Source organism: Geofilum rubicundum JCM 15548 (assembly GCF_000974365.1).
Classification (GTDB): Bacteria; Bacteroidota; Bacteroidia; order Bacteroidales; family Marinilabiliaceae; genus Geofilum; species Geofilum rubicundum.
In genome coordinates, this window is sequence record NZ_BAZW01000005.1 from 64,840 (window position 1) to 79,113 (window position 14,274).

The 14,274-nt window shown below is 45.8% G+C and carries 12 protein-coding genes and 1 pseudogene; 9 read left to right on the forward strand and 4 right to left on the reverse strand.

Features of this window, described 5'->3' with window-relative positions; translation table 11 throughout:
* The first annotated feature begins 21 nt into the window (after positions 1-21).
* From JCM15548_RS04155 to JCM15548_RS04175, 6 genes are all read left to right on the forward strand, one after another.
* Positions 22-1,359 (forward strand): Gfo/Idh/MocA family oxidoreductase, encoded by a 1,338-nt coding sequence (locus JCM15548_RS04155; protein WP_062122577.1) that lies wholly within the window; start codon positions 22-24, stop codon positions 1,357-1,359.
* A gap of 105 nt (positions 1,360-1,464) precedes the next feature.
* Positions 1,465-3,633, forward strand: a complete 2,169-nt coding sequence (locus JCM15548_RS23000) for a putative oxidoreductase C-terminal domain-containing protein (RefSeq protein ID WP_083984961.1) — start codon at positions 1,465-1,467, stop codon at positions 3,631-3,633.
* 65 nt (positions 3,634-3,698) lie between these two features.
* Entirely contained in the window at positions 3,699-4,586 is an 888-nt protein-coding gene (locus tag JCM15548_RS04165) for an FAD:protein FMN transferase (RefSeq protein WP_062122579.1), read from the forward strand.
* 11 nt (positions 4,587-4,597) lie between these two features.
* A complete protein-coding gene (locus JCM15548_RS04170) occupies positions 4,598-5,443 on the forward strand; it encodes a Gfo/Idh/MocA family protein (protein WP_227625456.1) in 846 nt (281 codons plus the stop codon).
* A gap of 4 nt (positions 5,444-5,447) precedes the next feature.
* Complete coding sequence (locus tag JCM15548_RS23005; RefSeq protein WP_227625457.1) at positions 5,448-5,864, forward strand: hypothetical protein; 417 nt, start codon at positions 5,448-5,450, stop codon at positions 5,862-5,864.
* A 67-nt stretch (positions 5,865-5,931) separates the two neighbouring features.
* Positions 5,932-6,081 carry a hypothetical protein gene (locus JCM15548_RS04175; protein ID WP_157482400.1) on the forward strand — a complete coding sequence of 50 codons (150 nt, stop codon included), beginning with the start codon at positions 5,932-5,934 and terminating at the stop codon, positions 6,079-6,081.
* Between the two features lie 413 nt (positions 6,082-6,494).
* Here JCM15548_RS04175 and katG read toward each other — a convergent pair whose 3' ends face one another.
* On the reverse strand, positions 6,495-8,771 hold the full coding sequence (gene katG, locus JCM15548_RS04180; protein ID WP_062122583.1) for a catalase/peroxidase HPI: 2,277 nt from the start codon (positions 8,769-8,771) through the stop codon (positions 6,495-6,497).
* Positions 8,772-8,875: 104 nt separating this feature from the next.
* Complete coding sequence (locus tag JCM15548_RS04185) at positions 8,876-9,742, reverse strand: PPK2 family polyphosphate kinase (RefSeq protein WP_227625458.1); 867 nt, start codon at positions 9,740-9,742, stop codon at positions 8,876-8,878.
* 208 nt (positions 9,743-9,950) lie between these two features.
* Here JCM15548_RS04185 and JCM15548_RS04190 point away from each other — a divergent pair, with 208 nt between their 5' ends.
* Positions 9,951-10,370: a VOC family protein gene (locus JCM15548_RS04190; RefSeq protein ID WP_062122585.1), complete on the forward strand. Its 420-nt coding sequence runs from the start codon at positions 9,951-9,953 to the stop codon at positions 10,368-10,370.
* 43 nt (positions 10,371-10,413) lie between these two features.
* Here the strand turns inward: JCM15548_RS04190 and JCM15548_RS20975 are convergent, their stop codons facing one another.
* Positions 10,414-10,611 carry a UPF0175 family protein gene (locus JCM15548_RS20975; protein ID WP_083984962.1) on the reverse strand — a complete coding sequence of 66 codons (198 nt, stop codon included), beginning with the start codon at positions 10,609-10,611 and terminating at the stop codon, positions 10,414-10,416.
* A gap of 404 nt (positions 10,612-11,015) precedes the next feature.
* Here JCM15548_RS20975 and JCM15548_RS04195 point away from each other — a divergent pair.
* Positions 11,016-12,299, forward strand: a pseudogene (locus JCM15548_RS04195) (MATE family efflux transporter).
* Positions 12,300-12,316: 17 nt separating this feature from the next.
* On the opposite strand, the gene JCM15548_RS04200 reads toward JCM15548_RS04195, so the two are convergent.
* A complete protein-coding gene (locus JCM15548_RS04200) occupies positions 12,317-12,949 on the reverse strand; it encodes an alpha-ketoglutarate-dependent dioxygenase AlkB family protein (RefSeq protein WP_227625460.1) in 633 nt (210 codons plus the stop codon).
* Positions 12,950-13,208: 259 nt separating this feature from the next.
* Here JCM15548_RS04200 and JCM15548_RS04205 point away from each other — a divergent pair, with 259 nt between their 5' ends.
* Positions 13,209-14,270 (forward strand): glycoside hydrolase family 43 protein, encoded by a 1,062-nt coding sequence (locus tag JCM15548_RS04205; RefSeq protein ID WP_175577323.1) that lies wholly within the window; start codon positions 13,209-13,211, stop codon positions 14,268-14,270.
* Positions 14,271-14,274: the final 4 nt, after the last annotated feature.

The following is a 14,274-nucleotide window of genomic DNA, read 5'->3' on the forward strand; positions in this document are numbered from 1 at the left end:
GAAAAAAAAATCTAGGATATTATGGAAAACAGTAGAAGAGATTTTCTAAAAAAATCTGCCTTAGGAGCAGCCGGATTTACCATTGCCGGTATGGGTATGAGTTCAAGCAGCTATGCCCGCATAATTGGTGCCAATGACCGCCTGAATATTGGTATTATTGGATTGGGCCGTCGACTGGGTGCTTATTATGAGCCCATCGCCATGAAATCGAACAATGTACGTCTGCTTTATTTGTGTGACGTTATGAAGCATCAGCGCGAAAGAGCTGCTGCTAAATTTGCGGAGCATATAGATTATACGGCGAAGTTGGAGAACGACGTCCGAAAGGTGTTGAGCGATCCGGATGTGGATGCCATTATTAATGCCACGCCCGACCACTGGCATGCACCAGGCGCCATAATGGGCGTACAGGCCGGCAAGCACGTCTATGTGGAGAAGCCCGGGAGTCACAATGCCCGCGAGGGTGAATTGCTGGTGCTGGCTCAAAAGAAATATGGAAAGATTATTCAACTGGGTAACCAACAACGCTCGTCCCTGGAAAGTATCGACATTGTAGGCCAAATTCACAAGGGAATTATTGGTACACCCTATAAAGCGGTGGCCTTTTATTCCAATGGACGGGGAGAATCTCCCATTGCCACCAATGCTCCGGTTCCTGAAGGGTTGGATTGGGAACTGTTTCAAGGCCCTTCACCGCGTAAGGCTTATCAGTACAATACCTGGGATTATAACTGGCATTGGTATGGATGGGATTTTGGAACGGCTGAAATGGGGAACAATGCCATTCATGAATTGGACATTGCCCGTTGGGCGCTGCAGGTAGAGCATCCTGAGCTGGTGTCGGTGGAGGCCGACAAGCGTCACTTCCTGAACGACGGGTGGACCATGTATGACACCATGATGGCCTCCTACTATTATCCCGGAAATAAGGTCATTCAGTGGGATGGAAAGAGTCGCAATGCCTATAACACCTATGGATCCGATCGTGGAACCGTCATCTTCGGGAGTGAAGGTTCTGTGTTTGTCAACCGTGGCGGTTATAAACTATATGACAGAGGCGGCAAGTTGATCAGCGAACGACAATCTTCGGATGGCGAAGGTGGCACCGACCTAGGCGGTGGCGGAGGAATGTCCACTTTGCATGTGAACAATTTCTTTAATGCCATCAGAGGCAAGGAGCAACAACGTTCGCCCATGGATGAGATGATGAAAAGCACGCATCTGTGTCACTTGGCCAACCTGGCCTACCGGGTGAAAAAGGATTTGATCATTGATCCTGTCACCGGAAAAACACAGGACGCTGATGCCTTAAAACTTTGGAGCCGTGAATACGAGCCCGGCTGGGAACCCAAAGTTTAAGGGGAAGCTCTTATATTCTGCCTCACGAAAAAGACGTAAAAAAAGCAGCTTGTTTTTCGTATAGAAAATGGCACCGTCGCTTTTTAAATTAAATAATTGATTAAAATGAAGTATCTATTTAAAGGATTCTCTTTTTTGTTACTACTGACTTTTGTTTCGTGCCAACAGCAAAAACCGGCCACGGTTTTTACAGGTGCCGAGAATGAAGTCAAATTGATTACCCTGGATCCGGGGCATTTCCATGCGGCCTTGATACAAAAGAGAATGTATGATCAGGTGGATTCAGTGGTGCATATCTATGCGCCAGAGGGACCAGATTTGGATTTGCACATGCAACGCATTGAGGGCTTTAATTCCCGCGAAGCATCGCCCACCAGCTGGCATTCGGAGATTTATGAGGGCGAGGACTATCTGGAGCGCATGTTGCGCGAGAAAAAGGGCAATGTGGTGGTCCTGGCCGGTAATAACAGCAAGAAGACTTCCTATATCAAACAATCGGTAGAGGCCGGACTCAATGTCTTGTCTGATAAGCCCATGGTGATTGACGGGGAAAGTTTTGAACAACTCAAAGAGGCGTTTTCGCTGGCCGATCAAAACAACGTGCTGTTGTATGATGTGATGACAGAGCGTTATGAAATTACCAGTCAGCTCCAGCGCGCCATATCACAGATGCCCGGACTGTTTGGGACTCTGCAAAAGGGAAGTGCTGATGATCCGGCTGTGGTGAAAAAAAGCATACACCATTTTCGTAAAAATGTGGCTGGTTCCGTGCTTCGTCGCCCTCCATGGTATTTTGACGTTAACCAGCAGGGAGAGGGCATCATTGATGTGACCACTCATTTGGTGGATTTAATTCAATGGGTTTGTTTCCCCGATGTGGTGTTGGATTATGAACAGGATGTGGATGTTTATGGTGCCAGTCGTTGGTCGACCAGCATCACGCGTGACCAGTTTTTGGATGTGACGGGTCTGGATGAGATTCCGGAATACCTGGAGGGCAACCTGGACAACCAGGACGTTCTGAATGTATTTGCCAATGGCGAAATGAATTATGCCCTAAAAGGCGTTCATGCAGAAGTCTCCGTCATTTGGGATTTTGAAGCACCCGAAGGGGGTGGTGACAGCCACTACTCGATGATGAAGGGCTCCTTATCTGATTTAGTGATTCGTCAAGGTCAGGAGGAAGGTTTTGTTCCCATGTTGTTTTTACAACCTGCCGAAGGTGTTGATGCCAATGAATGGAAGCAGGCGGTTCAACAGGAGTTTGGTCCTTTGGCGGAACTATTTCCAGGTATTGAACTAATCGAGAATGGTGAAGCGTTCCGGGTTGAAGTTCCCGATCACTATCGTGTGGGACACGAGGCCCATTTTGGACAGGTGGCTGATAAGTATCTGGATTTCCTTGTAGAAGGAGAATTGCCAGTCTGGGAAGTGCCCAATATGCTGGCTAAGTATTATACCACCACTACAGCCTTGCAAGTGGCCAGGCAATCACCATTGGTTCCTGATCCGGGCGTGGTTTCCTATTCATTCAGAGAGCAATTTTCAGAAGACGTGCCAGCCACACTCGATATGATTAAAGAAATGGGTATCACCAATATTGAGTTCTCTAATTTGTTTGGAAAGAGCGCTGAAGAATTGCGTGCCTTGCTGGATGAGAGAGGGATGGTATGTACTTCCTATGGCGTCAGTTATGACGCCATTACAAAGGATGTTCAACGCGTAGCGGATGAGGCATGGACCCTTGGGGCCAAATATGTACGTGTGGCCTACATTCCGTTTGAGGATATCTTTACTCTGGAAGATGCCCAAAGGACGGTGAGGGACTTTAATGAAGCAGGGAAAGCGCTTCGTGAAAAGGGTCTATACTTTTGCTACCACAACCATGGTTTTGAATTTCGTCCCCATGAAGATGGTACACTCTTTGATTACATTGTTCAAAACACCCATCCCGACTATGTGAGTTTTGAAATAGACTTATTGTGGACGATGCATCCAGGTGCTGATCCGGTTGAGCTGCTGAACAAATATCCTGAGCGCTTTCGTTTAATGCATATGAAAGATTTACGCAAAGGGGTTGTGGGTGATTTTTCGGGAAGTACGCCCCGTGAAAATGATGTGGTTTTGGGAACCGGACAGGTTGATTTTCCGGCCGTTTTAAAGGCGGCCCAACAAACCAATATCGAGTACTATTATATTGAAGATGAAAACCCGGATGTGGTGAATCGCATACCGGCAAGCAGGAAGTATGTAATGGGTATTTCTGCTCAGTAAGGACTAAGTATGGGAGTGGGTTAGGCCATAAATTCCTATATTTAGCATTGTTTAATTTTTGTAGTATGCAGGTATTTCACTACAGTTGTTTCGCCATGGGCACCCGGTTTAACCTGGTGCTGGAGACTAAAACTGAAGCTTCTAATGAGGCTTTGAGTGGAGAGGTGGCTGTTATGCTAAAGGAGGAAGAGGCGCGGATGAGCTGTTATATGGAGGAAGCTGAACTTTCAGTCATCAACCGTAAAGCAGCTCATTCTGCTGTAAAAGTTTCAGATCCTCTGGCCCGGGTTTTCGATGCCTGTGACTATTTTTATCAGGCTACGGATGGCGCTTTTGATGCTGGTTTGCTGCATCTAACCCGCACTCTGAAATCCGGTGATTTGAGTTTAGAGGAAGCAGCAGTTATGGGTGAAGTAGGGTGGAAGCAGGTAGATTGGAATCCCAAAACCCGTGAAATCAAGTTTAAAGGTCCCTTAGCCGGGATTGATTTGGGAGGAATTGGTAAAGGCTGGGCGGTTGAAAAAGTGCGGGATTTTTTACTGGAAAAAGGCGTGGAGATCGCTTTTATCAGTTTTGGAGAAAGCACGGTGGCGACCATTGGTACGCACCCACTGGGCGATTGCTGGCCCTTGACCATTCACCATCCTGTTTCGCAAGTGTCCATGCTGATTGAGCTTAAGGATGATGCTCTATCCGTTTCCGGATTAAAAGAGAAGGGGGATGCCCAAACAAAAGAGGGTGTTCCACATATTATCCGTGCAGCCAATAACACCGTTGTTGAGGAGGATCAATTAATTGTTGTAAAAGCGCCATCTCCTCTTACGGCCGAAGTATTATCCACGGCCGTGATGGCGGCCAATGAACACCAGCGGGCAGTTATTTTTGACAACTTTCCCGATGTGAGCATCTATGAGTGTGTAACCGGAGAACCGGTCTTTAATCGATTATTGTAGAATATTTTTATATGGACAATCAAAGTAGAAGGTCATTTTTGAAGAAGGGATTAGTGGCAGGGGGAGTTATGCTGGCGCCCGGAACAATGTTGAACAGGATATCGGCGCAAAGCATTTCGCAAAAAGAGAAGGTGAGGATTGGGGTGGTTGGACCAGGTTCTCGTGGGGCGCATCTGATCAGGCAGATTAATTCGGTGAGCGAAACGGAGAACATGGAAGTGGTGGCCATATGCGATATCTACGAACCAAGCATCAAGAATGCCCTGAGTTTGGTGCCCAATGCCAAGGTTTTTCGCGATTACCGGTCGCTGCTTGAAATGAAGGATTTGGATGCCATTGTAGTGGCCACCCCTTTGCACGAACATGCCCGTGTTACAGTCGATGCCTTGAACAATGGCATTCATGTTTTTTGTGAAAAGGCCATGGCTTTGACGATGGACGACACTTACGCCATGGCAGAAGCGCATTACCGAACGGGAAACATTCTTCATATTGGCCATCAGCGCTTGTTCGATCCCAAGTTCCTGAAGGGGATGAATCGCATACATAACGGTGATTTGGGTATGGTCACCCAAATCAGGGCCTACTGGCATCGAAACAACAATTGGCGCCGACCGGTGCCTGCCGACCGGCCCGAATTGGAGCGCTTTATCAATTGGCGATTGTACCGGGAGTATTCTTTGGGTTTGATGACCGAATTGCATCCCATCATATTCAGGTCGCCAACTGGGCTAAAAAGCTTTGCCCGTAGAGGTGCGTGGCGCTGGCAGCATCAGTTATTGGAAAGACGGGCGCGAAGTCGAAGACAATGTCGCCCTCATCTATTCCTATGCCGATGGTACGCAGTTTATTTATGACTCCATGATTCAGAATAAAAAGCATGGTCTGGAAGTCCAGGTATTGGGCGACAAAGGTGCCATTGAACTGGAGACCAACCGATTGTTTTATGAAGAGCAGCCTGCTCCGCCAATGCCGGCCGGCATCGTTCAATTGATCCAAAATATCAATGAGGGCGTATTTGGAGCAGTGTCATTGGGCAGCTCTTCGTGGGATGCTGAATTGGCCAGCACCTATAAGGGCGATCCAGTGGTAGCAGAAGACAACACCGACGGCACCTTGGAACAGTTGATTGGTTTTGCCGATTCCGTGAGAGAAGGCAAGCCCGTTCCCGGCCTTTTTGAACAGGGCTACTATGGCTCCGTCTGGACACTTCTAGGTCAGGACGCCATAGATACCGGTAAAGTAATTACCATGCCCGATAAGCTAACAAAGTTTTAAGCATCCAAAGTCCTTGATGCCAAAAGCAGAAACCGGCATCAGGCCACAACCTACAAATTTTTATCGTATGAAGAATATTGTGATCCCATATACCGCCCTAAAGACAGAAATTACCTGGTTTCTTTCTGTCTGGATATTCACCAATTTATTAAACATTTTCGCCATCCTTTTTTACAACACCAAGTGGATAGAATTAATCACCTATCAACCCTTGTGATCTTTATTTCCGTGTTGTTATACCTCCTTGTCTCCCTTTTCCGTTTAATCATACACACCATCAAAAAAAGGAGGTCGCACCAATAAATTCTTTCTACGCTTTATGTCAGGAATTTACTTCATTTCCGCCTCTGAAAAATCGCGTTAATAAAATCAGATCATTCGACGTTTAAAAATCTGCGCTGTTTGAGCAAAGCGAGTTTCGCAGGTTTTAGTCGAATGGGCTGATTTTTAGTGATTTTTCGGTAGCGGCGGCCCTTTTTGTTTCCTTTTTGGGGCTGCAGCCAAAAAGAAAAATTCAGTGTGGCTTAAACACAAAAAAGAAAATCTATTTTAAACAAAAAAAGGAGGTCGCGGGAGCGACCTCCTTTTCAACATCTTAACAATAAGATATCTGATAACCAGATAGCTTAATTACCCTAAATCAAAACGATCTAAATTCATCACCTTATTCCACGCCGCCACAAAATCTTTCACAAATTTCTCCTGAGCATCCGCGCAAGCATAAACCTCAGCCACCGCTCTGAGTTCGGAGTTGGATCCAAAAATAAGATCCACCCGTGTGGCGGTCCATTTGAGCTCGCCGCTACCAGTGTCCCTGCCTTCAAAGGTCTCTTTGGTTTCATCGACCGGCTTCCAGGCCGTGTTCATTTGAAGCAGGTTAACAAAGAAATCGTTGGTGAGGGTCTCCGGACGTTGCGTAAAAACACCATGCTTAGAGTGGTCAAAGTTAGTGTTCAAAACCCGCATGCCACCAACAAGAACGGTCATTTCTGGCGCTGTGAGGTTCAGTAGCTGGGCCTTATCGATCAGCATTTCTTCGGTACGGACCGTAAATTTCGTCTTCAAATAGTTGCGGAATCCGTCAGCTGCAGGCTCCAAAACCTCGAAAGCTTCAACATCGGTTTGTTCGGCCGAGGCATCCATGCGTCCCGGTGTAAAGGGCACCTTAATGGAGTGGCCAGCATCCTTGGCAGCTTTCTCAACCGCGGCACAACCCGCCAGAACGATCAGGTCGGCCAGCGAAATCTTTTTGCCGCCTGCCTGACTGCTATTGAATTCCTTTTGAATGCCTTCCAGCGTTTGCAGAACTACGGCCAGTTGGGCCGGGTTGTTAACTTTCCAGTCCTTTTGAGGGGCCAGACGAATACGGGCACCATTGGCACCTCCGCGTTTATCAGATCCACGGAAGGTGGAGGCAGACGCCCAGGCGGTAGAAACAAGCTGAGCCACTGACAGGCCAGAGTTTAAGACCTTGGCTTTTAAGATGGCTGCATCTTCCTCATCAATCAGAATGTGATCGACAGCCGGGATGGGATCTTGCCAAAGCAACTCTTCTTTAGGCACTTCTGGTCCAAGGTAACGGGACAGCGGTCCCATGTCGCGGTGCGTGAGTTTAAACCAGGCCCGGGCAAAGGCATCGGCAAACTCCAGCGGATGCTCATAAAAGCGTCTGGAGATTTTCTCGTAAACCGGGTCGAAACGCAACGAAAGATCGGTGGTCAGCATGGTAGGCAAATGCTTTTTGGAAGGATCGTGCGCATCCGGCACATCCTTACGGCCATTTTTTGCTACCCACTGGTGGGCGCCTGCCGGACTCTTTGTGAGTTCCCAATCATATTTAAACAGGTTGTCAAAAAAGTAATAGCTCCACTTGGCAGGTGTCTGTGTCCAGGTAACCTCCAAACCACTACTGATGGTGTCGCCTCCTTTGCCTGAACCATAAGTGCTCTTCCAGCCCAGTCCCTGGTCTTCCAGATCGGTAGCTTCCGGCTCGGGACCCACATGTGCTGCATCAGCAGCCCCGTGCGTTTTACCAAAGGTATGTCCACCTGCAATCAACGCCACCGTTTCTTCATCGTTCATCGCCATACGTCCGAATGTATCGCGAATATCCTTCGCGGCGGCAACGGGATCCGGATGGCCATCGGGTCCTTCCGGATTGACATAAATTAGTCCCATTTGTACAGCGGCCAAGGGGTTTTCCAGGTTGCGGGAATGCTTGTCTCCGTCTGCGTCATCGTCGGATGGAACCACGGCCCCTTCCTTTTTTACACCTTCGGATCCATGCTCGTAGCGCACATCTCCACCCAGCCATTCTTTTTCAGCACCCCAGTAAACATCCTCTTCCGGTTCCCAGACATCTTCACGTCCTCCGGCAAAACCAAAGGTTTTAAAGCCCATGGATTCCAATGCCACATTACCTGCCAAAATCATCAGGTCGGCCCATGAAATTTTGCGGCCATACTTTTGCTTGATGGGCCAAAGCAAGCGGCGTGCCTTGTCCAGATTCACATTATCGGGCCAGCTATTCAGCGGCGCAAAGCGTTGTTGTCCGGTGCCACCGCCACCACGTCCATCCCCCGTCCGGTAAGTTCCGGCACTGTGCCAGGCCATCCGAATGAAAAAGGGGCCATAATGGCCAAAGTCGGCCGGCCACCAATCCTGAGAATCGGTCATTAAATGATGGAGGTCTTTTTTAAGAGCGGACAAATCCAAGCTCTTGAAAGCTTCCGCATAGTCAAAATCGTTCCCCATCGGGTTCGATAAGGAGGAGTGCTGTCGCAGTATGTTTAATTTTAGCTGATTGGGCCACCAATCGCGATTTTTAGTCCCACTGGAGCCAACACTGTGTTTTTTAGTTGCCCCCGTCACCGGACACTTACTAACGTTATACGCTTTGTCTTCCATGTTGTATCGCTTTTTTGTTTGAGTTTGTTTATTTGGATCCAAAAGCAATTTAAAGAAATTATATCATTTTAAAAAATAGGGTCGCCGTCCGTATCAAGTTTTGCTTAGAAGGTCTTTATAAACCTCCAGGTTATCTTTAACCACCTGATCAGGAGCAGGTTCTTGTATATTGGTGAATTTCGACATTTCTTCGTGAATGATCCTGCTACAAGGTATCTGGCCATTTTCTTATCATCTGCAGGAATGATGTGCCAGGGTGCATGCGGTGTAGAAGTATTGTTAATGGCTTCTTCATAGTTTTTTTGATAGTCGTCCCATAACTCCCTCTCTGAAATATCACTGGGCGTAAACTTCCATATCTTTTCCTTTTTCTCAAGGCGCCTCAGAAGACGCTGACGCTGTTCATCCTTGCTTAAATGCAAAAAGAACTTGAAAACAATGGTGCCATTCTGCGTGATGTGCTTTTCAAAATTCCGAATCTGCTCGAAGCGTTTTTCCCAAAAGTCCAGCGGGATATCCTCCACACGCTCAAGTCCTGGAATGTTTTCCTTCAACAAAAATCCCGGATTGACGCGTGTCACCAATACATTTTCATAATGGCTTCGGTTGAATATGGCATATTTCCCTTTCTGAGGAAGCGTCAAATAGTGACGCCACAAATAATCGTATTGCAACTCCACTTTAGAAGGTGATTTAAAACTGTGAACCACCACCCCTCGTGGATTAAATTTACTAAACACCTCCCTTATCAGACTGTCCTTCCCCGAAGTATCCATCCCCTGCAGGCACACCAAAACCCCATGCCTGTTGTGGGCATACATGGTATCCTGCATTTTACTCAACTTTTTACCCACCTCCTTCAAAGCCTTCTTCTTTTCCTTCTTAGTGGCATCCGTTTCCAGAACAGTTGGGGTCTTGTCCAGTTGAACCGGATCTGTAACTAAAAATGATTGTGAATTTATCTCTTGCATAAGCTTCCGTTGTTTTGCTGGTGGCGATTTTGCCGGGCAAAAAATAAAGATAGGGAAATGCCTTTAGAATTTCAAGTGTTGGTCGGCTTTCTGACAGCCAAAGATATCATGTGTCATTTTTCACGCATTCCGCTATTGAACAAGACAAAAAACTCCTGTAAGTTTACAGAGATATTTTTGATTTAAACGATCTTGTAAATAGAAAGACATGAAAAAAGCGATTCAACCCTATTTGCATTTTGAAGACAATTGCAAAGAAGCGATGCAATTTTATCAGTCCATCTTCGGTGGGGAACTCGAATTAATGGTCGTGGGCGAATCTCCGGCCAAAGAGGAATTTCCGATAGAAACTCACAATCAAATTTTACATGCCTCTTTGAGAAATGAAGAATTCTCAATTATGGCTTCTGATATGTGTGGTCAAGGACCTCGTACGCAAGGAAACACGGTCCAGCTTAACCTTGACTGTAGCAGTGAAGAGGAAATCAATGATCTGTATCAACAGTTAAGCCAGGAGGGGCAAATTGTCAGTGAATTGAAAGAAGAGTTTTGGGGCGACCTGTTCGCCATGGTCATTGACAAATTCGGGGTACAATGGATGATGTCCCTTGAAATCAAAAAAGGATAGTTAAAGAATAAAATGCAGGAGGGAAATTGTGTTTCTAAAGGAATCAGATCTCTCCTGCTTTTTTAGAATTTTGCTTTTCAGGTTTTGATACGACTTTAGGCATTCGCGATATCTTTGCAGCAACCCCGGATGAGACTTTTCCCAATTCAAAAAGTTTTACCATTGAGCTGGTTTTTATTTCTGCTTCAAAATCCTTTCCGCTCAATTTTAGTGAATTGGCCAAAGATTCCGGGTATTCTATTTAATCATTCTATTCATTTTTCGACATTTACACAAATATAGCGAAATCAACAGGGAAATACATGTTATGCGATTTCTTTTTTAGCATCCAAAGTTTCTTTTATTGTTTACCAGCTTGTTCTCCTCATTTTTGTCATGATATCCCCTTTTTTTGTAATGAATAAGGCCATACATTTGGTTAATGGAATTATTTTATCTGCAAAAATCATCACTTTCTTGCGATGTTATGCTGAGTAGTGTTTTACGATCTTAAATTTTACCTAAAATATGAACCGGGAAGAACCACCAAGTGAATTGATTATTAAACCCACCATCTGGCAAGAATTGAAAAACGCCCTCCGTGGCACCGATGCTGATTATACCAAAATAGGCCTTCGTCGCGCGATCTTCCTACTGGCTGTCCCCATGATACTGGAGGTGGTTATGGAGTCAACATTTGCGGTGGTGGACATCTATTTTGTTGGCAAACTGGGAGCATCGGCAGTAGCAACGGTGGGACTTACTGAAACCTTCTTGTTTTTGCTCTATTCCGTTGCCATGGGTTTGGCCGTGGCTGTCACCGCTATCATTGCCCGCAGAGTAGGTGAAAAGCGAACAGAAGATGCCGGCGCATCTGCCGTTCAATCCTTAATTATAGCTTTTATGGTTTCCTTACCCTTTGCGGTGGGTGGCATATTCTTTTCAAAATAACTGTTGGCACTTATGGGAGGTGATACCTGGGTGATTGAGGAAGGTTTCAGGTACACTCAATGGATGCTGGGCGGAAACGCGGTTATCGTTTTCCTTTTTGTCATCAATGCCATTTTTCGTGGTGCCGGAGATGCTGCCATTGCCATGCGGGTGTTGTGGATTGCCAACGGCATAAATATCCTACTCGACCCCTTGTTGATTTTTGGCTGGGGCTTTATACCGGCGATGGGGATAGAAGGTGCAGCAATTGCCACAACCATTGGTAGGGGGATAGGTGTGTTGATACAGCTCTGGGTGCTTTTTAAAGGAGGTAAGAAAATAAGGGTGTATGTATCCCATTTGCATGTGAATGTAAAAGTGATGGTGAATATTTTGCGCACCTCCATAGGTGGCATCGGGCAAATGGTTGTAGGGATGACTTCTTGGATTTTTTTGATGCGCATCCTTGCCAATGTGGGAAGCGAGGCGGTGGCTGGTGCCACCATAGCTCTCCGGGTAATGATGTTTACGATGATGCCTGCCTGGGGCTTATCCAATGCTGCCGCAACTCTGGTAGGGCAAAATCTGGGAGCAGGCCGACCCGACAGGGCAGAATCTTCTGTCTGGAAAATTGGTTTTTACAATATGATTTTTCTGATCAGTGTTTCCTTTGTTTATTACTTTTATAACGAAGCCCTCATGCGGATTTTTACGGATGATGCCCGAGTGATAAGTATTGGGGGAGAATGGATCAGGATTCTTTCCTACTCCTTTTTTGTTTACGGTTGGTGGATGGTATCCACTCAGGCTTTTAACGGTTCCGGAGACACTAAAACGCCGACCAAAATCAACCTTGTATTTTTTTGGCTGATACAGATCCCGCTGGCGTACCTGTTGGCCATACATTTTGAATGGCAACATTCAGGCGTATTCCGGGCCGTATTCATTTCTGAAACATCCGTCGGCCTTTTTACCTTGTGGTTGTTTACAAAGGGCAAATGGAAAACCATGAAAGTTTGATAATTATGGATGGTTCATTATAACCCTTTTTGAATGATGGTTCTGAAGGTCAGGTTTACTCTTGGTGTGGTGACGAGTGTGGTGGGAGGGAGGCGATGTAGCCAGTTGGTTTGGGTGGTATCTTTCATTACGAGGAGACTGCCGTGTTCCAGAATGAGGGAAACTGTTTCTTTGGTCTCTTTGTGTTTGAAGGCGAATTTTCGTTCGGCGCCAAAACTGAGTGAAGCAATGGCTCCATCCTTTTTAAGGTCTTTTTCTCCGTCGCTGTGCCATGCCATGCCCTCTTCACCGCTGTGATAGAGGTTGAGTAAGCAAGAATTAAAGGTTTCACCGCATTCTTTTTCAATGACCTTTTTTAATTGAAACAACTCGTCCGTCCAGGGAAGTGCTTTTTTGGTGACTTTTGAGTAGGTGTATTCAAATGGCTTTTCGCCATACCATGCTACCTTGCGCTTGGTTATGATTTTCTTTCCGAAAATGATGGCTTCATCATGGCGCCAATCAATGGTGGTTAACAAGGCGTTCAGGTAGTGATTGGCTTCATGCGTACCAAACACTTTTCCATAATAGTAAACGGTCCCGTCTTTGGGCAGCCAATTCTTGGTTTTGTCAACCTGATGGTCAAATAAATTCATGTTTACATTTTTCATGGAGTTCTCATTATCAGATGATTCATTGATACGGAAAAGACATTGATTTTGAAAAAGGTAACATGCAATGGTTGATTTTGTTGACTGGAATTAGTTTTGATTAAGTTGTATTTTTGCTTTCTGTGTCATTTAATTGGACAAATTGATACAAATTTAGACGCTTTGATAGACGTTCAATGTTTTTAAAAGTATTTTTTACCGCTAAAATGATTATTTTGTTGGCGTAAATTCGGAGTTGAATCTTTTAAAGAAAATGGAAATGAAATTTGAGTTAAAAGGGCGGTTATGGGTTATGGCGGGTTTGCTGATGGCCTTTATTTTTAATGGGTGCGCGAATTCCTCCGTGCCGAAAGAGGAGGATATGGCAGCCTATCTGTTGGTGTACTTCCATGATCCGACGCACAGTTTACACATGGCGCTGAGTGAAGATGGCTATACTTTCACAGCGGTGAATAACGGAGAGCCGGTTGTGGCCGGAGATACCATTGCCGGCCAGAAAGGGATACGCGATCCGCACATTACACGCGGTCCGGATGGCGCATTTTATATAGCGATGACAGACCTGCATATTTTTGGTATGCAGGAAGGTTATCGGGATACACGCTGGGAACGGCCACACGAAGAATATGACTGGGGCAACAACAGGGGCTTCGTTTTAATGAAATCCTACGATCTGATAAACTGGACGCACAACCGGGTTTATATCGAAGAGGCTTTTCCCAAACTGGATGTGGGTTGTGCCTGGGCACCCCAAACCATTTATGATCCGGTAGAAGATAAAATGATGCTTTATTTTACCATGCGCATAGGGCACGGCCTAACCAAGCTGTATTATGCCTATACGGATGATGATTTTACCCAATTGGTATCGGAACCTGAAATTTTATTTGAATACCCCAATCCTGAAATTCAGATTTTGGATGCAGATATTACGCCCCTGCCCGATGGGCGATTTTGTATGATGTATGTAGCCCAGGAGAATCCAATAGGCATTAGAATGGCCTTCTCGGATAAAATTAACCGTGATTACATCTATGAGGATGGATGGGTAGATTTTGAAAGTGGATCCTGCGAGGCGCCCAATGTCTGGAAACGAATTGGAGAAGACAAATGGGTGCTTATGTATGATATCTATAGCATCCAACCACATAATTTTGGCTTTGTTGAAACGGCTGATTTTGAGTCCTTCGAAGATTTGGGTCATTTTAATGACGGGGTCATGAAGATAACCAATTTTACAACCCCCAAGCATGGAGCAGTGATTCATCTGACCCAAAAGGAAGCCGATGCCTTGGCGGCCTATTGGGATAAAAAGGATTAATTGT

Bases quoted from the DNA above. Each gene is read 5' to 3' on its own strand.
- JCM15548_RS04200 (WP_227625460.1), bottom strand. From the start codon at position 12,949: ATGAAAAATGTAAACATGAATTTATTTGACCATCAGGTTGACAAAACC.
- JCM15548_RS04165 (WP_062122579.1), top strand. From the start codon at position 3,699: ATGCAGGTATTTCACTACAGTTGTTTCGCCATGGGCACCCGGTTTAAC.
- JCM15548_RS04185 (WP_227625458.1), bottom strand. From the start codon at position 9,742: ATGCAAGAGATAAATTCACAATCATTTTTAGTTACAGATCCGGTTCAA.
- JCM15548_RS23000 (WP_083984961.1), top strand. From the start codon at position 1,465: ATGAAGTATCTATTTAAAGGATTCTCTTTTTTGTTACTACTGACTTTT.
- JCM15548_RS04205 (WP_175577323.1), top strand. From the start codon at position 13,209: ATGAAATTTGAGTTAAAAGGGCGGTTATGGGTTATGGCGGGTTTGCTG.
- JCM15548_RS04190 (WP_062122585.1), top strand. From the start codon at position 9,951: ATGAAAAAAGCGATTCAACCCTATTTGCATTTTGAAGACAATTGCAAA.
- JCM15548_RS04155 (WP_062122577.1), top strand. From the start codon at position 22: ATGGAAAACAGTAGAAGAGATTTTCTAAAAAAATCTGCCTTAGGAGCA.
- JCM15548_RS04175 (WP_157482400.1), top strand. From the start codon at position 5,932: ATGAAGAATATTGTGATCCCATATACCGCCCTAAAGACAGAAATTACC.
- JCM15548_RS04170 (WP_227625456.1), top strand. From the start codon at position 4,598: ATGGACAATCAAAGTAGAAGGTCATTTTTGAAGAAGGGATTAGTGGCA.
- JCM15548_RS23005 (WP_227625457.1), top strand. From the start codon at position 5,448: ATGATTCAGAATAAAAAGCATGGTCTGGAAGTCCAGGTATTGGGCGAC.
- katG (WP_062122583.1), bottom strand. From the start codon at position 8,771: ATGGAAGACAAAGCGTATAACGTTAGTAAGTGTCCGGTGACGGGGGCA.